The following is a 21,421-nucleotide window of genomic DNA, read 5'->3' as shown; positions in this document are numbered from 1 at the left end:
GACCCAGACAGCAACTGGTCCAGGATCGCGTCAGGGATGATCAACTCTTTCCGTCGGGCCATGGGGGAGCTCCTTCTTTCCCATCATGACCGGCCACACACGGAATTCCTGACAGTCCCGCTAGCGGACGGGTCCTGCATCCGGCTGCGGCCGGAGCGGCCGAACCACGTCTGGGCCTACGACTTCGTTGAGGACCGGACCCGGGAGGGGCGGAAGTTCCGGATGCTGTGCGTGGTGGACGAGTTCACGCGCGAGGCACTGGCGATCCGCGTCGCGCGGAGGCTGAGTTCGTCGGACGTGATCGACGTGCTGGCGGACCTGTTTCTTGCGCACGGGACGCCCGCGCACATTCGCTCGGACCAGGGGCCGGAGTTCATCGCCGAGGCCGTGAAGGCATGGATCTCCGGCGTGGGTGCACGCACTGCCTACATCGAGAAGGCCAGCCCGTGGGAGAACGGGTACGTCGAGAGCTTCAACGGCAAGCTCCGCGATGAGCTGCTGAACGGCGAGGTGTTCAATACGCTGCGGGAAGCGCAGGTGCTGATCGAGGATTGGCGCCGGCACTACAATCGGGTCCGGCCGCACTCGGCGCTTGGGTAACGCCCGCCCGCTCCAGAGACGGTGCCCATGGCCAGGTCGCAGATCGGCTCAGGAGCAGGCACGGCTGCGATGGCCCACTAAAATTTCGCCTGGATCACTCGATGGGGGCTGGTCACGCCGCCGACCTAGCTCTCAACCTCGTAAGTGGGCCGTGTTGGTCGTGAACGAGGCCTCATCGACGATGATTCACCCGGGGACGAGTGCCAGGTCGATTTGCCGCATCGCTTCGCTGCGGTCGCGCCGCAGCACCGCTTCGCGCGCGAGGGTGATCTGCTGCAGGCGAGCATCGTGCATCGGATCGGCCGCCATCGAGGACAGCACGCTGCGGCTCAGCATCCGCGTCGCCGCACGTTCGAGGAGTTCGTTGGCGGAACCGAAGTTGCCCTGGTTCACGGCATCCCGCGCCTGAGTCAGCCACTGCCTCGTGCCAACCCAGTCAGCGTCGCGGGCATCCGCCATAGCACCTTCGCGGTTCTGGCTCGGCACGGCCGGAATGCCGGGATTGGCCTGCTGGCGCTGCATCTCGGTGACGGCGGCGTCACCCGTTTGTCGTGCGGGCGACTGCGCCGCGACCGGCAGGGCGATGGCCAGTGCACCCAGGGCGACAAGCCCCCTCATAGTCTTGGACATCGTGCAGCTCCTTGTTTCAGGGCCTGGCTGCCGGCGGCGCGGATACCTCCGCAGCGCAGGGATGGCCGCACTCAGCGAGGCCGCACGTAGACGGTGCTTGGCGCGCTCGAAGACGGGGGAGTGACGATCATCGTCGTCGGCTCAGGCGCCTGTCGGATCACGACCTGCTCCGCCGGAGGATTGTTTACCGTGCACCCCCCCAGCACCAGGAGCCCGAGGGTTGCAGCCTGTGCCGCGCGGATGGAGATAGACATGTGACGTTCTCCGTCGTGGCCGACCCTCGCGTGTCCGTGCAGAGCCTGGCCATGTGTGACTGTTTCGCTCAGGATCGAGCGTAGGTTCAGTGAACGCGCCATCGACGGGCAAGTTGCACAACCAGCGCGCAGATGCTGCGCGGGTTCCACTCGACGATGACGGTATTGGGGAACGCCGCGAGCTTTGGCCGCATCATGAAGCGCACCGGACGTCGTCCAGCGTAACGCGCGGCGCGCAGCTTCGCCGCCGTCGGTGTGTTGATCCGCAGGGCGCAGCATCGGACGCATCCAGAGGACCCCATGCCAAAATAAACCAAACCGCCGCCCGCGCGCGCCCACATCACGCCGCCGCCGCCCAGACCGAAAAATACTGGCCAGGGCACCATCCCTGCGCCAACTCCGGAAAATGCCGAAAATCCTAAACCTGCGCCCGAGCCAGACCCGGCGGAGGATCGCGCCGGCGAAGACGGGCAAGGCGTTATCGATACGCCGACGCCATCGGCGGCAAGGCGTCCGCAGCGGCGCTGACGCGTGGGCCGCCTCCCGGGTCCCGCCCATACGCGGCACGCTCGACCTTGGGGCGCGCTGACCTCGACCCCACCAACGCGATGGCGACCTGGTCGGCGCGGCGGTCGTGCGTGACCATCGCCACGCCTTGTCCTGCACGTCGATGCGGTCGCCATCTGACGAGTTGGCCATGATAGCGGAGGGGCCGACAGCGCTCGACCGGGCGGCGACCACGCGCCTTCACCGGAAAATCCTGAGAGGACCTCAAGATGCGTATTAGCGCCGGCTGCCAGATCGCATTCGACTGCCCGCAACCGACGCCGATGCTGCTCATGGTCAGCCCGCATCCCTCCCGCCTATCGGACCTCATCGGCCCGCATGAGGTCAGTTTCGATCCACCCATCGCATCGCGCGACTACACGGACAGCTTCGGCAATACGTGCACGCGGATCGTGCCGCCGACGGGCGCCTGTGGGCTTCACCGTGGTGAGCGGCTGACGGACGCCGCCAACCACGCGGAGAATCATCGCCTTCGGCGGCGTCATCGGAACGTTCTCACGGCGCTGGGTGTTTCGGTCAGCCAAGCAGGCGGGGCAATACCCCTGTCATGCCACGCAACCCCGAAGCCGTACCCGCGTTGTCCTGCTGAAGGCCAGCGTCGGATTCACCGCACCCCCGCTCGTGGACAGGTCCAGGCCTGTCCGTGGTGCTGTCGCAATTCGCGCCAGCGGCCGTTCCAAGGACATATGTCATGAATCTTCGAACTCTAATGCAGGCCGGTCCTGCCAAGGCCAACGAACTGTTTGCCAAACTGTCCGAGACATCGGACGGCGCACTGAAGACCCGGGAAAAGCTCTTTGCCGAACTCAAGGCCGAGCTCGAATTCCACACCAGCCTCGAGGAGCAGCACCTCTTTCCGGTCCTGAGGCGGAATGCCGAGACCAAGGACCTGGTCGCCGACGCAATCCGCGACAACAAGGAGCTGCGCGCGAAAGTGGCGGAGCTAGACGGCATGGCGAAGAACGACGCGACCTTCTCGGAGAGCCTCGCGGACCTGCAGAAGGTCTTCCGTCAGCATGCGCGTGACGACCGGAAGGAGCTTCTTCCCGCCGTTCAGCGCGCGCTGAGCGACGAGCAGGTCCAAGGCGTGACGGACAAGATGGAAGCCGGCATCGCCGAGGCCGAGCAGGCCAAGCAGGACGAAGCCGAGGAGCGGAGGGCGAAGACCCGGCAGGACCGTGTGCAGGCCGAGCTTCTCGCGCGCGAGGCCGAACTGCAAAAGCAGGCAGACGCGAAGGCTGAACAGGAGCAGGCCGCCGCCGAGCAGCGCCTGCGTGCCCAGACGCGCCAGCTTGCCGAGGTGGCGCTGAAGCCGGTTGCCGTTGCCGCGAAGGTCGGCACCAAGGCCGCCAGCCAGATCGCCGCAGCGGCAATCGCTCAATCGCCGGCCGTGGCGCTGACCAATATGTTCATGTGGCCCTGGCTGGGCGCAATGCAGAACGCGCAGCCGAAGGGCTCGGCCAAGCCGCGCGGCGTGTCCGGCATGGAGGAGGTCATCGCGCTTGGCGAGGAGGTCCTCGAAGTCGGCAAGCGTACGGAGAACCGCGGCACGGCACGGATTCGTCGCTTCGTGGTCGAGACACCGGTCGAGCGGGAGGTCACGCTGCTGAGTGAGAGGGTGGTGGTGGAGCGCCGCCGGCCGGTGAGCGACAAGGTCACCGGTGAGATCCTGACCGAAGTGACCGTCGAGATCGTCGAAACCGAGGAGGTGCCCACCGTCGAGAAGCGCCTTCGCCTTCGTGAGGAGATTGTGGTCCGGACCGAGCGCACCCAGCGTGTCGAGACGGTGAAGGAAACGGTCCGGCGTGACGAGGTTGAAATTCTGCAACCCAACCGAACCCGGAAATTGGTCGCCGCCTCAACTTGAGGCGGCGATGGCAGCCGAGCCGCCGTCGCAACGGCGGCGTTCGGCGACCGGCTCGAATACCAGCATGTGGCAAAGGCGCTTTACTTGAAGCGGAACTGCCAACCTGAGGATGCCGTCATGAACTCCATGTCAGAGCGAGTGCGCGCCCGGATGGCCGTTGTCGATTTCGACGGCGTGTACCTGGGCACCATCGATCGCGTCGAGGATGGATGCATCCGACTCACGCGTACTGACGGCTCCGATAACGAGGGGCGCGGGCCCATTCCCCTCAGCTCCGTCGAGACAGTCGAGGGGGATACGGTGAAGCTCAACGTGACCGCGCAGGCTTCGCGGGAAGCAGAAGGAGCTTCCGTGGCCACGTCGTTGGTCGCGAGCGAACGGGCGCAGAAACCCTCGACGCACTTCCACGTGCCAGATGACGTCGTGACGGATCGCCAACTTTCCGATGAACAGAAGCGCGTTGCGCTCGACACACTCGAACAGGATGCGCGCCAGCTATCCGAAGCCACCGCGGAGGGGATGGTGGGTGGTGAGCGCAGTAACCTCGATGAGGTCTTGGACGCCAAGGCCAAGCTTGGCCCGAAGGATGACACGGGGCAGCCCGCCGAAGATCGAATCCATCCCATAGCCCGGGCGATTCAGCAGCATCCGTTCGCGAGCCTGACGCTCGCGGTAGTCGCCGGAATCGGCTTTGGAATGGCGCTCCGGCGATAAGTGCATCCGTACCCTCGGCGAAGGGGAAGGCGATGCTGGCTGAACCGCCCCGGTTTTGCAGGAGGCTGTCTGGCCTGAGTCATGGTGCCAGGGGCAGGTTTTCCGGTGCGGCATAGTACAGCGCTTCAGCCTCGGCCGGCGGGATATTGCCGATCGGCACCAGAAGTCCCCGATGGGTGTACCAGTCCATCCATTCGAGGGTGGCCAATTCCACAGCCTCGAGCGATCGCCATGGGCCGCGCCGGTGAAAGACCTCAGCCTTGTAGAGACCATCGATGCTCTCGGCCAAGGCGTTGTCATGGCTGTAGCCGACGCTGCCGACCGACGGCTCGATGCCGGCCTGCGCGAGGCGCTCGGTGTGGTGGATGGAAATGTACTGGCTAGATTCACGTGTCGCCAGGCGCAAGTTGGCCGACCTCCGGGCGGCTCGGAGCCCTGATCGTGGAGTGGCTTCGGCAGCATGCCGGACCGCAGCTCGATGCCAGGTCTTCGCCCGAGACTGGCCTGCGCGTGACCATTCGGTTCCAGCATCTGGTTGCCGCCTGAAGCCTGGCCCTGGTTGGTGTCTATCGGGCCCGCGTCGGATCTGAACCTTTCGGGGGTTCGTGCGTTGGTTCTACTCACCGCATCATCGTCCGGGTGCCGTCGTGCCGGAGCAGGAGATCGATGACACATGTCGGCGACCCCGCCTGCACCGCAACGGCCCCACGTCCCGATAGTCCAGCCGCCCGGTCTGCAGACGCTGCTGGCGGTGGTGCTCGGTGTGGTCGTCGTCGCAGCGCTCCATCTCGGCCGGGAGGTACTGATCCCGGTCACGCTGGCGATGCTGCTTTCCTTCGTTTTGGCGCCCATTGTCGACGGTCTGCGGCGCCTGCACATCTGGCGTGCGCCTGCCGTACTGCTCACGTCGTCCATGGCGCTCAGCGCGGTGCTCGTCCTGAGTGTCGTGATCGGCCTGCAGTTGGCCAGTCTCGCCGACGACTTGCCGCGCTATGCGTTTGCTGTCGAGCAGAAGGTTGAGGCGGTACGTACGGTCGCCCAGCGGCAGCTCTCCGGTGTGCTGGATAATGTCGGGCGCGTGCTGAACCGAGGAACCGGTTCCACGTCGGCCGACGGGCCCGACGTCACGGGTTCCCGCCCGACGACGGGTGACGGACCCCAACCCGTACTTGTCGAGCTCCGCTCCCGCGACCTGTCTCCCCTGGAACTGGCCGGAAGATACCTCACCCCGATCCTGCCCCCCCTGGCCACTGCCAGCATCGTTTTCGTCGTCGCCGTCTTTGTGCTGCTTCAGCGCGATGATCTGCGCGATCGCCTGATCCGCCTCGCTGGTGCGACCGACCTGCACCGCACCACCACCGCGCTCGACGATGCAGCGCGACGACTGAGCCGGTTCTTCCTGCTCCAGCTGGGGCTGAACGCCGGCTATGGCCTGGTGATCGGGCTTGGCTTGTTCCTGCTTGGCGTACCGGGCTGGCTGCTGTGGGGCGCGCTGGCAGGGCTCATGCGCTACGTGCCCTTTGTCGGAGGGATCCTCGCTGCGTTGCCTCCAATTCTTCTCGCTGCGGCGGTTGATTCCGGCTGGACAGCCGTCCTGTGGACGGCCGTGCTGTTTCTTGTGGGCGAAACCCTCGTCGGTCAGGTGGCTGAGCCCGTCGTCTTTGCGCACAGCACGGGCCTGTCGCCCACCTCGGTTATCATGGCCGCGATCTTCTGGGGCTGGATCTGGGGACCGATCGGGCTGATCCTCGCCATGCCGCTCACCCTTTGCCTCGTTGTGCTCGGACGTCATGTGGAACGGCTCGAGTTCCTCGATGTCATACTAGGCGACCAACCTCCGCTGACACCTCCCGAAGGTTTCTACCAGCGCATGCTGGCGGGAGATCGGGATGAGGCGCTGGACCAGGCGGAGCAGCTCCTCAAGGAGCGTTCCCTTACCTCCTATTACGACGATGTGGCGCTCAAGGGATTGCAGCTGGCCGCGGTGGATGCCGAACGAGGAGTGCTTCCGCAGGAGCGGCTCGACCGAGTTGCGGGCGCGGCCCTGGGTGTCATCGCCGACCTCGCGAGCCACGGCGACACGAATCGCGCGGCGAAGAAGGTTAAGGACCGGGACGCACCGCAGACATCATCACCCGAAGGTATGGCGCTGACGTTGGAGCCTTTACCGGAGCCTTTACCAGAAGCGTGGCGGTCGCCGCGAGCCATCCTCTGCGTGGCCGGCCGTGGGCCGCTGGACGAGGCTGCGGCAGCGATGCTCACACAGCTTCTGAATAAACACGACATCGGCGCCGCCCTGCTGCCACATGCCGCAGTTGCGCGTGACCAGGTGGAGAGCGTCGACAGCGCTGGCGTGCAGATGCTGTGCATCTCATACCTCAAGATCAGCGGCAGCCCGGCACATCTGCGTTACCTCATTCGCCGACTGCGGCAGTACCTGCCGGGTGTGCCAGTCCTGGTCGGTCTGTGGCCGGCGGGGGAGGCGGTGCTGTCGGACACGGGGATGCAGGCAGCGATCGGCGCCGACATCTACACGACGTCCCTGCACGACACCGTCGAAGCCTGCGCCACCGCCGCGAGGACAACCGACGCGACGCCGTCGGCACTTGCGGCGCAATAGGGGGCATGGGTATCGCGGATGTCCGACCCGGCAGGAGACTCCGCACAGGATTGGCGTTCTACGGTTGAACGCGAAGGCGAATCACCGCTCAGCGTGGCGCTGACGCGGGCAGCACAGCCCGGACGGGGGCGCGACGCGACCGCGCCGGAGGACTTCCCCGCACTCGGTTGGCACGACATTCTTTGGCGCGTGTTCTGGGCCATCCCGGAGGATCGTGTCCTCTCGACTGCGGGGAGCGTGGCCTTTTTCGCCCTGCTCGCGATCTTTCCCGGCCTGTCCACGGTGGTTTCCCTCTATGGCCTTTTCGCCGACAGGGTTGGGGTCCGCAATTTGCTGACCGGGCTCGATGGCATCGTGCCCAGCGGCGTGCTCTTGCTTGTTGGCGACGAACTGGAGCGCTTGGCCGCGCAGCGTAGCGACACGCTGGGCTTGGCTTTCTTGGCCGGCCTGGCGATTGCTTTCTGGAGTGCGAATTCAGGCATCCTTGCGTTGTTCGACGCGCTGAATGTGGTCTACCGGGAACGCGAGAAGCGCAGCCTCGCGCGCCTTTACGGGACAACCTTCCTGTTCACCCTCGGCGCGGCGCTGTTCGTTGTCACGGCCGTGGGTGCAGTCGTCATCCTCCCCAGTGCTCTTGGTGTCTTTGGCATGACAAGCTGGGCGGAGCGTGTCGTGTCGTTCGCACGTTGGCCTGTGCTGCTTCTGACCGTCATGCTGGGCTTCTCGCTTGTGTATCGCTACGGCCCGAGCCGGCGATCCGCGAAGTGGCGCTGGGTGACCTGGGGAAGTGTGGCGGCCGCCGTGCTCTGGGTCGGCGTTTCGATGCTGTACTCGTGGTATGTCGCGAGCTTCGACAGCTACAACCGCGTCTATGGAGCGCTTGGGGCCGGCGTGGGCTTCATGACCTGGATCTGGCTTTCAGCCGTCGTTGTTCTGATCGGGGCTGAGCTGAATGCGGAGATGGAAAGCCAGACCGCGGTCGACACCACACGAGGACAGCCCAAGCCGCTCGGGACACGAGGGGCGATCGTGGCGGACACGGTAGGTGAGGCTCAGCGATGACAGCCGCATCTACGCGCTCATGCCCGGATGCTGGAGTGCCGGCGAATACATCTGGCCGGCATGCTCGCCCTGCGTGTTCGCCAATGAGACGTCGGTGCCGGTGCTCGATCCTGGCTGCGGCAAGACGAAGACCGGCTGGATCTGGACCATCGCGCGCGACGACCGGCTGTAGGGCGGGGCCGACCCGCCGGCGGTCGTCGACGCCTACGCCCCAGGCCGCGGGTGCGAGCATGCCAGGGCGCTGCTCGCCGACTATTGCGGTACCCGGCAGTGCGACGGCTATGCCGGATACAAGGGCCTTGCCGACGCGACCACGGGGGCCGGTCCCCGCCGTCGCCGCGTTCTGCTGGAGCCATGCGCGGCGGCAGTTCTACGACCTCGCGCAGAAGGCCAAGGCGCCGGTCGCCAAGGAGGCGTTGCGCCGCGTCGCCGCGCTCTAATATCCGGCGCACAAAGGGCTGACTCTTGGGGTTGAGCCTACGCGGTCGGTCGTGATTCATCGGCGGGCATGGCTTCGTGGGGTGTACCATGCGGGCGCTGATGATCCGGGAGGATGTGCCGCCGAGTGAGCTTCGGCGGCTTGCGAAGAACGAGGACGACCCGCGCCTGGCGCGACGGCTATTGGCGATCGCCGCGGCGCTGGAGGGCATGAGCCGAGAGGCTGTGGCACGGATCGCGGGGATGGATCGTCAGACGCTGCGGGACTGGGGGGTATCCGCTACAACCGCGGTGGCCCTGCCGGTTTGTCGGACCACTGGCGCGACGGGCGCCCCTGCCGGCTGATGGAGGGCGAGCAGGCCGGGCAGCGTCCGCTGGCGCGCGATGACCATGTCGAGCGCGGCCAGGGCCAGTTCGTGGCCGAGGTGGTCCGCCATCGCCCAGCCAACGACCCTGCGCGTGCAGAGATCGAGCACCGCGGCGAGATACAGCCAGCCTTCCGCGGTCCAGATGTAGGTCAGGTCGGCAAGCCAGACCCGGTCCGGCGCCTCCGCCGTGAAGTTGCGCCCAAGCAGGTTGGGCGCGATCGGGAAGGCGTGGCTGCTGTCCGTCGTCCGGCGGAAGCGGCGCCTGCGGCGCGCCGCCAGGCCCATGCGGCGCATCAGGCGGGCGACCCGCTTGCGGCCAACCCGGCGGCCGCGGGCGCGCAGTTCGGCATGCACGCGCGGGCTGCCGAAGCGGCCGCGGCTGGCCGCATGGGCGGCCCGGATCTCGGCAGCCAGGACGTGGTCGGCGGCCGCCCGCGCGCTCTCGGCCCGGCTTGCCCAGGCGTAGTAGCCGCTGCGGCTGACGCCCAGCGCCTCGCACATGACGTTGACGGGGAAGTCGGCGACCTGGTCACGGATGAACATGAAGCTCACCTCCGGTCCGTCGCCTGGCCGAAGATGAGCGCAGCTCGCTCAAAGATGTCGCGCTCGATTCGGACGCGCTCGAGTCCCTTGCGCAGCCGCGCGATCTAGGCCGCCTGATCGGCCGGGCTCGGCCCGACGCGGCGCGCCGGCGCCGCCTGCTCTCGTCGGGGCGTCGGCGTCGGCGCGCCGCTCACCCTGGGCGAACGCCCCTCAGATCGATCATCCGTCAGATGAAGTCGTTACTTCTACAGCTGAGCGAAAGACTCAAGAAGGGGCTTCGGCGAAGTCGCGGCATGGGCCCCCGGGATGTTACTGCGGCGTGCCAGCACAGGGCAACACGATGAGGGCGGCGTTGCCTCTGCCGGCCAATCACATTCGAGACAGGTGCGGCGATCGCGTGACGCGCGACGTGGTGTGCAGCATCAGCGCAACCATCGCTCGAGTTCCAACGTTCCCGGCCTGCCACGTTCGATAACGAGGAATCGCACCCATGCCGGGACCACGTCTGCCGAAGCCTTGCCAGGACAAGGCGCGGAGCCACCGCGGCGTCGGCGGGGAGGTGCATCAGACGTCCGGCGGCGACGTGCCGGTTCTCACCACGCAACAAGGCACGCCGGTCGCCGACGATCAGAACATCCTGCGGGTCGGTGCGCGCGGGCCGGCGCTGCTCGAGGACGGCTACTTCCGAGAGAAGATCTTCCACTTCGACCACGAGCGCATTCCCGAGCGTGTGGTGCATGCCCGCGGCTTCGGCGCGCATGGCTTCTTCGAGACCTACGAACCGCTGACCGACATCACCCGCGCCGACATCTTCGCCCGCAAGGGCGAACGCACGCCGGCCTTCGCACGGTTCTCGACCGTGCTGGGCAACAAGGGCTCGGCCGATCTGGCTCGCGACGTGCGCGGCTTCGCCGTGAAGCTTTACACCCAGGAGGGCAACTGGGACATCGTCGGCAACAATATCCCGGTGTTCTTCATCCAGGACGCGATCAAGTTCCCCGACCTGATCCATGCCGCGAAGGACGAGCCGGACCGCGGCTTCCCGCAGGCGGCCACGGCGCACGACAATTTCTGGGACTTCGTGTCGCTCACGCCGGAATCGACGCACATGCTGATGTGGGCGATGTCCGACCGCACCATCCCGCGAGCGCCGCGCTTCATGGAGGGCTTCGGCGTCCACACTTTCCGCTTGGTCAACGCAGAAGGCCACTCGACCTTCGTGAAGTTCCACTGGAAGCCCAAGCGCGGCATGCAGTCGGTGGTTTGGAACGAGGCGGTGAAGCTGAACGGCGCCGATCCCGATTTCCACCGCCGCGACATGTGGGCGGCGATCCAGGCCGGCGACTACCCGGAATGGGAGTTGGGGCTGCAGCTGTTCGACAAGGCCTTCGCCGAGAGCTTCGACTTCGACGTGCTGGACGCCACGAAGCTGATCCCGGAGGAGCTGGTGCCGATCCGTCGCGTCGGGCGCCTGGTGCTCGACCGCGTGGTGGACAATTTCTTCGCCGAGACCGAGCAGGTCGCCTTCATGACCCAGAACATCGTTCCCGGCGTGGACTTCACCAATGACCCGCTGCTGCAGGGGCGCAACTTCTCATACCTCGATACCCAGCTGAAGCGGCTCGGCGGCCCGAACTTTGCCCAGCTGCCGATCAACGCGCCGAAATGCCCCTTCGCGCATTTCCAGCAGGACGGGCACATGGCGTTCCGCAACCCCAAGGGACGGGTGAACTACGAACCCAATTCCCGAGGCGGCGCCGCCGGAGGGCCGCGTGAATCGCCGCAGCGCGGCTTTGTCACCCACCCCTCCGAGGAGGCCGGCGAGAAGCTGCGCGCGCGCCCGGAGCTGTTCGCCGACCACTACAGCCAGGCGCGGCAGTTCTATATCAGCCAGACCAAGGTCGAGCAGGGCCATATCCGCGATGCCTTCACCTTCGAACTCGGCAAGGTGGAAAGCGCGGACATCCGCCTGCGCGTGATCGCGCATCTGCTGAACGTGGATGCCGCGCTGGCCGCCGCGGTCGCCGGCAAGCTCGGTATCGCAAAGCTGCCGGTAATGGCGGAGCCGGCGCGCGCCGTCCGCACCAACCTGCTGCCCTCACCGGCGCTGAGCATCCTGTCCAATCCGCCGCCCGATTTCGGCGGACGCAAGGTCGGCGCGCTGGTCACCGACGGCAGCGATGCGGCACTGCTGAAGGCACTACGCGCGGCGCTGGATGCGGAGGGCGCCATGCTCGAACTGGTCGCGCCAACCATCGCCGGCATTGTGGCTAGCGACGGAAGCAGGATCCGCGCGGACCATGCCCTGGTCGCCGGGCCATCCGTGCTGTTCGACGCCGTGGCGATCCTGCCGTCGGCCGAGGGCGTGGTGCTCCTCGCGGCGATGACCGAGGCGCGCGACTTCGTTGCGGATGCCTTCGCGCACTGCAAGTTCATCGCGCACGGCGAGGCGGCCCGTGCGCTGTTCGAAAAGGCTGGCGTGCCCGCCGCCGATGACGGCGTCGTCGCGGTGCGTGCCACGGCCGATGCTGCCGCCTTCGTGGCGCGCTGCCGAGCCCTGCGCTTCTGGGACCGGGAGGCTGCGCTGCCGTTGCCGGCCAAGATATCGCCCGGCCCTGCGCCGCCGCGCGTGCCGCGTGGTTGAGCGACGCCCATTACGCCGCCCGCCGGCGTGACCGACATGGCGGCGGTTCCACCGCGGGCGGGCCGCGCGAAGTCGAACCGCGCAGCGCTGCACGCGATCGATGCCATCGTTCCGCTCAAGCTGCGCACCGGCGTGCCGGTCTGGCTGGCCGATGGCGCGCGGGCGCCGGCATCCACCGCGCTGGTCGCCAATCTGAAGGTCGATGTCGCCGTGATCGGCGGGGGCATCAGCGGCGCGCTGGTCACGGATGCGCTGCTGCAGGCGGGGCTGAGCGTTGCCGTGTTCGACCGCATCGGCTTCGTGCGCGGATCGACGCCGGCCAGCACGGCCATGCTGCAGTTCGAGATCGATCAGCCCTTGACCACGCTCGGCCAGCGCATCGGCACGGCGCGTGCGGCCCGAGCCTGGTGGCGTTCGGCCAGCGGCGTGGCGCGGCTGCAGGCGCGCATCGCGGACCTGGGGTTGCGCTGCGATTTCCGTGAACGCCACACGGCCTACCTGCCGGGCACCGTGTTGGACCTCGCTGGCCTGCGCCGCGAGGCCGCGGCGCGCGAGCGCATCGGCCTGCGTTCCGTCCTGATCGACCGTGCCGCGCTGCTGGGCTTGACCGGCATCGACAAGCCCGGCGCGATCTGGTCGGCGGGCTCGGCAGAGGTCGATCCCGCCAAGCTGGCGCGCGGGCTGTGGCGGTCTGCCGCGAAACGGGGCGCGATGCTGCATGCCCCGGTCGAGGTCATCGACATCGCTCCGGGCAAGCGGCGCGTGACCCTCGGCACCGATACGGGCCACGGCATTTCCGCGGGCAGCGTGGTGCTGGCCACTGGCTATGCGCTGACGAAGCTGCTCAAGCCGCCCGGCTACCGCATCATCTCCACCTGGGCGATGGCCACGGCGCCGCAGCCCGACGCGCTGTGGCCCAGCCGTTGCCTGATCTGGGAAGCGTCGGATCCCTACCTTTATTGCCGCACCATGCGCGACGGGCGCGTGGTCGCCGGCGGCGAGGACGCGGCCTTCGAAGACGATGCGAAGCGTGATGCGTTGATCCCAGCAAAGGTGGCCCGCATCGGGCGCAAGCTGCAGCGGCTGCTGCCGATGATCGACACCGCGGCCGACTTTGCATGGGCCGGCTGCTTCGGGGAGAGCAGCACCGGCCTGCCGGCGATCGGCGCGGTGCCGGGCGCGCCGCGCTGCTACGCGGTGATGGGGTTCGGCGGCAACGGCATCACCTTCAGCGCCATCGCGGCGGAAATGGTCCAGCGGGCCATCTTGGGCCTGCCGGATCCTGATGCGGACCTGTTCGGCCTCGGTTGAGCCGGGGCGCTTGAACGGCCCCCTGCAACATCCATATACCATCCATACAGATGGTGTTCGGATGGAAATGGCCGAGAACGTACAGACGCTGCGCCCGAGGCTGGCCGGTGACACCGAGAAGATCACGATCAACCTAGGCTATGTCGACCTCGGGCATATCGATCTGCTGGTGCAGGACGGATTCTATTCGAACCGGACAGATTTTATCCGCACCGCGATCCGCAACCAAATCGAACGCCATGCCGACGCGACGAAGCAGGCGGTGATCCGCAAGCGCCTGGACCTCGGACTGCGGCAGTACAGCCGGGCGGATCTGGAAGCGGTGCGCGCGGCGGGCGAACGGCTCGACATCCGCATCCTAGGGCTCGCCACCATCGCGGCGGATGTCACGCCCGAATTGGCGCGCGCCACGATCGCCTCGATCGCCGTGCTGGGTGCGCTCCAGGCCAGTGTCGCGGTGAAGGCGGCGCTAGCCGACCGCATGGCCTGATCGTTAGGCGCGGGCCCCTTCGCGCGCCTGCTTCGTGCCCATCGACGCACGACACCCCCATCCCGCGGGATGTGGGCCCTGCCCCGCGCGAGCATGGCTGGCCCCGACCCACGCATCGAAAGATCCCGCCATGAACGCATTGCTGCCTAACCCGATGATCGAAGCGACGCGGCTGACCCGCGCTGGCAGGCTGTCCGAAGCCACCGCGCTGTTGCGGCGTGCCCTGCGTGGCGAGGCGGACGACGCCGCCGCCACGCCGCCCAGACCAGGCCGCGCGCCGCGCATCATCGATGTCGACCCGCAGACCGGTGAGGCCACCGACACCGCTGCGATCCAGGATGCCCCTGCGCCGTCGCGAATGGGCGCCGGCGCGTGGTCGGCCCGCGGTGCCGGCCTCGCGATGCCGTCTCTTCCCCGGGCATTGCATGAGGTGCTCGGCCGGGCCCGCCGCGGCGGCGCATCGCCGGGCACCGCCTCGCTGCCCGAGGGCGCGCAGTTCCTGACGCGGTCCTTCGCCAACCACGCCGGCAGTCGCGGCTACCGGCTCTATGTCCCCAGCACCGGCCATGCCAAGGCGATGCCGCTGGTCGTCATGCTGCATGGCTGCACGCAATCGCCGGAGGATTTCGCCGCCGGCACACGCATGAACATGCTGGCCGAGCAGCATGGCTGCCTGGTCGCCTATCCAGGCCAGGCGCAGTCGGCCAATGCCCAGAAGTGCTGGAATTGGTTCAGCCCGGGTGACCAGCGGCGCGACCAGGGCGAACCCGCGCTGATCGCCGGCATCACGCGGCAGGCCATGGACGACCACGCGGTCGATGGCCGGCGCGTCTATGTCGCCGGGCTGTCGGCCGGCGGCGCAGCGGCGGCTATCATGGCGGTGACCTATCCGGACCTGTATGCCGCGGTTGGCGTGCATTCGGGCTTGGCCTGCGGCGCAGCGCGCGACATGCCCTCGGCCTTCGCCGCCATGCGGCACGGTGCGACGGAAGCGGCCAGCACGGATGCCCGTCGGCGCTTACCCACCATCGTGTTCCACGCCGACATGGACGGCACGGTGCATCCGCGCAATGGCGACGAGGTGATAGCCCAATCTGCCGGCGCCGAGGCCCTGCACAAAGAAGTGCGGCGTGGGCAGGTACCCGGCGGGCGTGCCTATACCCTTACCACCCATACCGATGCGGCAGGCCGACCGGTACTCGAACAGTGGCTGGTCCATGGCGGCGGCCATGCGTGGTCTGGGGGGAGTAGCGACGGTTCTTACACCGACCCACGCGGCCCCGATGCATCGCGCGAGATGCTGCGCTTCTTCCTGGGTCATTCGCTGGAAGGCGACGCCTTCTGACCTTCAGCGGAGAGGCGCTGGCTCTTGCGGCAGAAGCGATGGCGCATGACCAGGTCGCCGACTTCCCCGTCAACGTCATGTGCGAGGCGCTGGGCGTCAGCCGCAGCGGCTACTACGCCTGGGCAAGCCGGGCCGAGAGCGCGCGGGCGGCCGCCGACCACGTCCTGGCTGCCGAGATCCGGGCCGCCCATGCGGCCAGCCGCGGCCGCTTCGGCAGTCCGCGGGTGCATGCCGAACTGCGCGCCCGCGGCCGCCGGGTTGGCTGCAAGCGGGTCGCCCGCCTGATGCGCGGCATGGGTCTGGCGGCGCGCCGCAGGCGCCGCTTCCGGCGGACGACGGACAGCAGCCACGCCGTCCCGATCGCGCCCAACCTGCTTGGGCGCAACTTCACGGCGGAGGCGCCGGAGTGGGTCTGGCTTGCCGACCTGACCTACATCTGGACCGCGGAAGGCTGGCTGTATCTCGCCGCGGTGCTCGATCTTTGCACGCGCAGGGTCGTAGGCTGGGCGATGGCTGACCACCTCAGCCACGAAATGGCCCTGGCCGCGCTCGACACGGCCATCGCGCGCCAGCGGCCGCTGCCCGGTCTGCTCGCCCGCACCGCGTCGCGCGGAACGCGGCCGTGGCCGCGCCTTTCCGTCTGGCACGGCGGCAGCGATCGAACCGTGGATCCTGCGAATGCCGATGTCCTCGCCGCGCAGTGGAGCGGCCTCCATGGCCTGGGCGAGGCCCCTGCGGCTGACACGGCCCCCGTGCCTGACATTCGCCGACGGACCTGGGGGAAGGCGGCCAGCCCGGCAGTTGAACTCTGGACCATTCCTGATCTGACCCACGGCTTTCCCATCGACGCCAAGGGACCCGACGGTGGCAGCGCTGGGCCCTGGGCCATCGATGCCGACGTCTCCGCGGCCCAGCATATCGCGGCGTTCTGGGGCATCCGTCCTCCGCGAGCCTGAGCCTGCGCACATAGTCAAGTGCTCACAGATTCTTGACACGATGTCGCGCAACTTTCCCTTTCCGGCTCAGTTTCACTTTATGAATACCGCGGTTATCGGGCGGTATGATGTTCCAAAATCATTGGAGGAACCGAAATGCGCTCCAGAACACTTAGTCTTTACTTTATCGGCGCGCTTGCCGCCGGCGCTCAGGCGCAGACGACTCCGGCGCAGGCGCCCTCGACGCAGCCGCCTTCGACGCAGCCCCCGACCTCATCCGGCCAAGCACCTTCGGCCATGCCGCGGGCAGCAGCGCCGCCGATGACGAGCGGCACCCCGGCAACCCCCGGTACGGCGAGCCGTGCAGCTCCCCGCGCCGATGCCGCAGGCACGTCCATCGTGGATGCCTCAAGGCTCGAACCCGGGTCCAACAGCTTCACGGAGGGTCAGGCTCAAGGTCGCTTCGAGGATGCGGGCTTCACCAGCATCCAGGGCCTCGTGAAGGACGATGCCGGCTTCTGGCGTGCCCGCGGCACGCGCAACGGGTCGACCGTTGATATCGCCATGGACTTCCAGGGCCGCATTGCCGCAGGTTCGGGCGTCGCCATGCTGCCTCGTCAGGGCAGCAGCACGGGTGCCCGGGGCACGACCTCGATGCAGCCGACCGGCACCTCGGCGCGGCCGAGCGGCACCTCGATGCCGCCGACCAGCACTTCGATGCCGCCGAGCAGCACCCCGCCGACGCCCCGCTAGGGCTTGCAGACGCATACGAAAAGCGCGGGTGCCGTTTCATCGGCCATGGCCGATAGCGGCTCCCCGCAAGAAAGGAGTTCGACCATGACCATGCGCACACGAACCTGGCTATTCGACAACTACACGCAGGCGGCGGACGCTGTGCGCGATCTCGAAGCGGCGGGATTCACGGATAGCGACGTCAGCATCATCGGCAAGCACTCGGTCGCGCCGGTGCCCGACAATGCCGAGGCCGAGAGCGGCGCCCCCGTCGGCGCCTCGATCGGTACGATCGTGGGTGGCGGCGCCGGGTTGCTCGCCGGGATCGGCGCCCTGGCCATTCCAGGCGTCGGTCCGATCGTCGCCGCCGGGTGGCTCGTCGCGCTGTTGACCGGCGCTGGCGCTGGCGCAGCGGCGGGCGGACTCATCGGATCGCTCACAAGTTCGGGCGTCGACGAGAAGGAAGCGCATGTCTACGCCGAGGGCGTAAATCGCGGCGGCACCATCGTGACGGTCCGTGTCGACGACACGCGCATGGCGCATGCGGAGGAGATTGTCACCCGACACGCGACCGTCAACGTCGCGGATCGCGAGGCTGACTACCGCAACACGGGTTGGCGCGGCTACAGCAGCGACAATCCCGGCCGCAGCAGGGCGCCCAACGGCTCCCCGGGTAACCCGCCCGGCACCATGGCGAGCCGTGCGGTGGATGATGTCGCCGGCACCAATGTGAGCGGCGCGCGCCCCGAGCACGAACTTCGTCGGGGCTGAACGCCTCACGACCAGGCCGCGCCGTTTCACTCGGCGCGGCCTGATACTCCGCTTAACGGAATCGGGCGTCGTCGACGACCCCTCCCAAGACAGGAGGCCCCCATGGGTCGAGGAATACTTCTCTGGATGATCGGCATTCCGATCCCGATCATCATCCTTCTCGCGTTGATTTGGTGATGAGACCCGCTCAGGTTCTCACCGGCGGGCCCGTCGTCGACACCGTCGAGAGCCCGGCGTCCGCCGTCTCGTGGCCTGCCATCGTGGCCGGCGGCCTGACCGCTGTCACCGCCACGCTGGTCCTGCTGATGGTTGGCGTCGGGCTTGGCTTTTCCTCGGTCTCGCCCTGGGCTGGGCAAGGCGCATCGGCTACCTCCCTGGCGGTCGGCGCGGTCATCTGGCTGATCGTCGTGCAGTGGTTGTCCGCGGGTGTCGGTGGCTATGTCGCCGGTCGCCTCCGCACCAACTGGACCGGCGTTCATCGTGACGAGATCTTCTTTCGCGACACGGCCCATGGGCTGCTTGCATGGGCCTTGTCCACGATGATCGGCGTGGCTCTGCTGAGTTCCGCCGCGGGCACCATTATCGGTGCCACCGCGCGCGGCGTTGGCGCGGTTTCGGAAGGCGCGGTGCAGGCGGCGGCAGCGACGATCGGCCCGCTCAGCCAATATGACCTCGACGTGCTGATGCGCCCCGCGCAGGGCGGCGCCGCGCCCAGGGATGCGGCCGCGACGGATGTCGTGCCCGAGGTGACGCGCATAATCGCGCACGGGCTCAGCAGCGGCGATGTGCCGCCCGCTGAACGCATCTACCTTTCGGAGATCATCGCCGCGCGTGCGGGGATCTCGCAGGAGGATGCCCGGCAACGGGTGGATCAGACCATCGAACGCGCCAAGCAGGCAGCCGTCGAGACGCGCGAAGTCGCCGAGACCGCGCGCAAGACGGCAGCGAAGGTGGCGCTGTTCGGGGCCCTGGCGATGCTGATCGGCGCCTTCGTGGCCAGTGCCGCCGCTGCCTTTGGCGGCCGGCTGCGCGACGAAACGTCCTGAGGCGGCGGTGGCGCGGCTCCTTCGTCCGGACTGCGCCACCGCGCGACGCCTGCTGCACATCGGCGGCTGGGCACCTGCGCCGAATCATCCCGTGCGGGACCCGGGTTCTGCGGCGTGGCCTGGAGCTGCCCATGGGCAACCATCGGCAGCAGGGAGCGTTGAGAAGACCATGACTGAAAAGAGAAACGCCACGATGAAATCGAAGCCCGGCGCGAACGAACCACCCAATGACGGGATCGTGGGTGGCCTCACCATTTTCCTGGCGGACAGCTACTTGCTCATGGGCAAGACCCAGGCCTGCCACTGGAACGTGACGGGCCCGAATTTCCACGGTCTGCACACCTTGTTCGAGGTGCAATACACCGAGCTGTTCAAGGCGGTCGACGTGATTGCCGAGCGCATTCGCGCGCTGGGAAGTCCCGCACCGATGACTATCGAGGGAATGCTTGCGCAGGCAACGCTCACGGAGCCGGCGCGCATCCCCGACGCGTCGGGGATGGTGCGCATGCTCGGCGATGATCACCGCACGCTCTCGGCTGCGGCTGCCACGCTTGCCGAGGAGGCGGAAGACGACCTCGCTACCCACGACCTGCTGGTGGCGCGCATCGCGGCCCATGACAAGGCCGCCTGGATGCTGCGAAGCCACTCGGCCTGATCCATCACTCGCTACAAGGAGCACACACCATGTCGTCCTATCCGACGAACAAGACGTCCGGCATTGGCGAATCCGTGTCCGATCTGACCCAGACTGCGAAGGACGCCGCCGGGGCCGAGCTCGCGGCCCTGCGCGAGAAGGTCGAGGCGCTCATGCGCGACCGCGTCACCCCGGCGCTGGCCGAGGTCGCCGGCCGTGCCGAGGATGCCGCGCATGGCGCCATGGATGCGGTACGCCGGCAGACGGGCGCGCTGTCCGCCAGCGTGCGCGAACAGCCGATCGCCGCGATCGGTGCGGCGGCGCTGGCCGGTATCGCTATCGGCCTGCTGCTGCGGCGCTGAGCCATGCGGATGTTGAGCCTTCTCGGCGTCGCGGCGCAGGCGGAGGGTCTCCGCCTGCGCCGCACGGTGGGGATGACGGCTCGGCGCGGTGCCTGGCTGGCCGCGGCCAGCCTGTTCGGCGTGGCGGCGATCGGGCTTGCGCATGCCGCGGCGGTGATCGGATTGGCGCCGCGCGTCGGTCTGGCCGCAGCCTGTGGCATCGTCGCAGTGGCTGACCTGGTGGTGGCGGGGATCCTCGCGCTATTGGCGCAGCAACGGCGCGATCCGGTGGCGGAGGAGGCGCTTGCGCTCCGAAGCATGATGCTCTCGGCCGCGGCGCGCAGCCCGATGCGCGAAGCGGGAGCGCTCGCGGTGGGTTCGGCGCCGGTGCTCGGCGCGATGGCCGGGGAGGCAATCGCGATCTGGCTTCGCCGACGCTGAAGCAGCGCAGTCTGCTCTCATCGGCCTGATGCCGCCCCACGGCGGCGAGGGCTGCCTGTAACGATCGAGCGGTCAGGGCCGATGCTTCGCGCGCCGAGGGTGGCGCCGGCGAGGCGATCGGTGCGCCGGAAGACACTCCATGTCTAGAGCCCATCCGGGAAGTTCCGATTCATGCTGAGGGCATTGCTGCGAGACGGCGGAGCATGATGCGGATCATGGCCATGCGGACAAAAGGTACCCATCCTGCGAGGGCCGCGGGGTGATGCTCTCGACCTGATGATGTTGGTCAGGTTGCCTGCTTCTTGATCCGAGCCTTTGCAGCGTTCCTGCGCTTGGCGATGCGGCCGAGGCTGATCTTGATCTGCAACTCGTCGATGATTTGGGGATCGTAGTCGCCCAGCCATTCACGTATTTCGTTGTGCTCGGGGTTGCTGGGATCGGCGGCGATCTCGAGCTTTTCGTAGAACCCGGGAATGCCGCCGCAATCCTCGGGCGGTGCGTTGCCTTCGCCGGCAATGTAGCGCGGGTAGCCGATGCCGGGCTCACCCTGGCGGATGTTCGTCAGGATCAGGCGGTGCGTCCAGTCGTCGCCGAAATCCAGACGTAGATCATGGTCGTCTTGCGCGGCGTCAGCACCTCACGCAGGCGGAACTTCGCCGCCTCGATGCGCGGCTCGGTGCTCCAATCCTCGTCCATCGGCAGGCCGAACCGTCGCTGGCCGACGGTGAATTCCCAGAGGTGGTAGTCGAGCCACCCCATCGCCGCCTGGATGACCTCGTGCGGAGCCTTCAGCATTGACCTGACCCCCTAGAAGCGGTCCGCCGGTGATGTAGTCCGGCGGCTGCGTTTGGGAGGCGGAGATGGCGAAGAGGAAGACGCATACGCCTGAGGAGATCGTGGCGAAGCTGCGCCAGGTGGAAGTCCTGGTGGGCCAGGGCAGGACGGTGGCTGTGGATCGGCGTGGAAGAAGGACCCCTATGGAGGGGTGATCGGCGTCCAAAAGGGCCCCCTCTGCTGAAGGGGTTCACGTTGGCTCTCGGTGATGCCGGGGGTCATGATTGGGATGCT

Annotated in this window: 16 protein-coding genes and 6 pseudogenes; 17 read left to right on the top strand and 5 right to left on the bottom strand. The window is 67.6% G+C overall.

The window, feature by feature from the left end:
* Nucleotides 1-120: 120 nt before the first annotated feature.
* Nucleotides 121-681 (top strand): annotated as a pseudogene (locus E8M80_RS24920) (IS3 family transposase); the annotation flags it as partial.
* A 105-nt stretch (nucleotides 682-786) separates the two neighbouring features.
* Here the strand turns inward: E8M80_RS24920 and E8M80_RS24915 are convergent.
* On the bottom strand, nucleotides 787-1,230 hold the full coding sequence (locus tag E8M80_RS24915; RefSeq protein ID WP_137128433.1) for a hypothetical protein: 444 nt from the start codon (nucleotides 1,228-1,230) through the stop codon (nucleotides 787-789).
* Nucleotides 1,231-1,570: 340 nt separating this feature from the next.
* A complete protein-coding gene (locus E8M80_RS24910) occupies nucleotides 1,571-1,870 on the bottom strand; it encodes a hypothetical protein (protein ID WP_137128432.1) in 300 nt (99 codons plus the stop codon).
* An 872-nt stretch (nucleotides 1,871-2,742) separates the two neighbouring features.
* Between E8M80_RS24910 and E8M80_RS24905 the strand changes: the two genes are divergently transcribed.
* Both E8M80_RS24905 and E8M80_RS24900 read left to right on the top strand, forming a co-directional pair.
* Complete coding sequence (locus tag E8M80_RS24905) at nucleotides 2,743-3,918, top strand: DUF2382 domain-containing protein (protein ID WP_137128431.1); 1,176 nt, start codon at nucleotides 2,743-2,745, stop codon at nucleotides 3,916-3,918.
* A gap of 117 nt (nucleotides 3,919-4,035) precedes the next feature.
* Complete coding sequence (locus tag E8M80_RS24900) at nucleotides 4,036-4,632, top strand: DUF2171 domain-containing protein (protein WP_137128430.1); 597 nt, start codon at nucleotides 4,036-4,038, stop codon at nucleotides 4,630-4,632.
* 79 nt (nucleotides 4,633-4,711) lie between these two features.
* On the opposite strand, the pseudogene E8M80_RS24895 reads toward E8M80_RS24900, so the two are convergent.
* Nucleotides 4,712-5,014, bottom strand: a pseudogene (locus E8M80_RS24895) (integrase core domain-containing protein); the annotation flags it as partial.
* A gap of 291 nt (nucleotides 5,015-5,305) precedes the next feature.
* Between E8M80_RS24895 and E8M80_RS24890 the strand changes: the two are divergent.
* The 4 genes and pseudogenes from E8M80_RS24890 to E8M80_RS24875 all read left to right on the top strand — a co-directional run.
* Nucleotides 5,306-7,252, top strand: a complete 1,947-nt coding sequence (locus E8M80_RS24890) for an AI-2E family transporter (RefSeq protein WP_137128429.1) — start codon at nucleotides 5,306-5,308, stop codon at nucleotides 7,250-7,252.
* Between the two features lie 18 nt (nucleotides 7,253-7,270).
* Entirely contained in the window at nucleotides 7,271-8,314 is a 1,044-nt protein-coding gene (locus E8M80_RS24885) for a YihY/virulence factor BrkB family protein (RefSeq protein ID WP_137128428.1), read from the top strand.
* 19 nt (nucleotides 8,315-8,333) lie between these two features.
* A pseudogene (locus E8M80_RS26805) lies at nucleotides 8,334-8,691 on the top strand (transposase); the annotation flags it as partial.
* A 151-nt stretch (nucleotides 8,692-8,842) separates the two neighbouring features.
* Nucleotides 8,843-9,087: pseudogene (locus E8M80_RS24875) on the top strand (helix-turn-helix domain-containing protein); the annotation flags it as partial.
* Between the two features lie 21 nt (nucleotides 9,088-9,108).
* Here E8M80_RS24875 and E8M80_RS24870 read toward each other — a convergent pair.
* Nucleotides 9,109-9,672, bottom strand: a pseudogene (locus tag E8M80_RS24870) (IS3 family transposase); the annotation flags it as partial.
* Nucleotides 9,673-10,153: 481 nt separating this feature from the next.
* Between E8M80_RS24870 and E8M80_RS24865 the strand changes: the two are divergent.
* The 10 genes from E8M80_RS24865 to E8M80_RS24815 all read left to right on the top strand — a co-directional run bounded on the left by E8M80_RS24865 (nucleotide 10,154) and on the right by E8M80_RS24815 (nucleotide 20,353).
* Entirely contained in the window at nucleotides 10,154-12,307 is a 2,154-nt protein-coding gene (locus tag E8M80_RS24865) for a catalase (protein WP_137128424.1), read from the top strand.
* Nucleotides 12,308-12,343: 36 nt separating this feature from the next.
* The gene (locus tag E8M80_RS24860; protein ID WP_137128423.1) at nucleotides 12,344-13,618 is read left to right on the top strand and encodes an FAD-binding oxidoreductase; all 1,275 of its coding nucleotides are present in this window, start codon (nucleotides 12,344-12,346) and stop codon (nucleotides 13,616-13,618) included.
* 67 nt (nucleotides 13,619-13,685) lie between these two features.
* On the top strand, nucleotides 13,686-14,108 hold the full coding sequence (locus tag E8M80_RS24855; RefSeq protein ID WP_137128436.1) for a CopG family transcriptional regulator: 423 nt from the start codon (nucleotides 13,686-13,688) through the stop codon (nucleotides 14,106-14,108).
* A gap of 34 nt (nucleotides 14,109-14,142) precedes the next feature.
* Nucleotides 14,143-15,453 (top strand): PHB depolymerase family esterase, encoded by a 1,311-nt coding sequence (locus E8M80_RS24850; protein WP_370287468.1) that lies wholly within the window; start codon nucleotides 14,143-14,145, stop codon nucleotides 15,451-15,453.
* A gap of 38 nt (nucleotides 15,454-15,491) precedes the next feature.
* A complete protein-coding gene (locus tag E8M80_RS26895; protein ID WP_137128422.1) occupies nucleotides 15,492-16,409 on the top strand; it encodes an IS3 family transposase in 918 nt (305 codons plus the stop codon).
* Between the two features lie 816 nt (nucleotides 16,410-17,225).
* Complete coding sequence (locus E8M80_RS24835; protein WP_137128421.1) at nucleotides 17,226-17,891, top strand: hypothetical protein; 666 nt, start codon at nucleotides 17,226-17,228, stop codon at nucleotides 17,889-17,891.
* Between the two features lie 176 nt (nucleotides 17,892-18,067).
* A complete protein-coding gene (locus E8M80_RS24830; protein ID WP_137128420.1) occupies nucleotides 18,068-18,937 on the top strand; it encodes a hypothetical protein in 870 nt (289 codons plus the stop codon).
* 193 nt (nucleotides 18,938-19,130) lie between these two features.
* Nucleotides 19,131-19,592, top strand: coding sequence for a Dps family protein (locus E8M80_RS24825; protein ID WP_137128434.1), 462 nt, complete (start codon nucleotides 19,131-19,133; stop codon nucleotides 19,590-19,592).
* Between the two features lie 29 nt (nucleotides 19,593-19,621).
* Nucleotides 19,622-19,933, top strand: a complete 312-nt coding sequence (locus E8M80_RS24820) for a hypothetical protein (protein ID WP_137128419.1) — start codon at nucleotides 19,622-19,624, stop codon at nucleotides 19,931-19,933.
* 9 nt (nucleotides 19,934-19,942) lie between these two features.
* Complete coding sequence (locus E8M80_RS24815; RefSeq protein WP_137128418.1) at nucleotides 19,943-20,353, top strand: hypothetical protein; 411 nt, start codon at nucleotides 19,943-19,945, stop codon at nucleotides 20,351-20,353.
* Nucleotides 20,354-20,639: 286 nt separating this feature from the next.
* On the opposite strand, the pseudogene E8M80_RS27090 reads toward E8M80_RS24815, so the two are convergent.
* Nucleotides 20,640-21,112, bottom strand: a pseudogene (locus E8M80_RS27090) (plasmid pRiA4b ORF-3 family protein).
* Nucleotides 21,113-21,421: the final 309 nt, after the last annotated feature.

Origin of the sequence: Roseomonas sp. HF4, from assembly GCF_005222755.1 — a bacterium.
In the GTDB taxonomy this organism is placed as follows: Bacteria; Pseudomonadota; Alphaproteobacteria; order Acetobacterales; family Acetobacteraceae; genus Neoroseomonas.
Note: the sequence above shows the minus strand (reverse complement) of the source record. Positions and strands in the feature narration are given on the sequence as shown.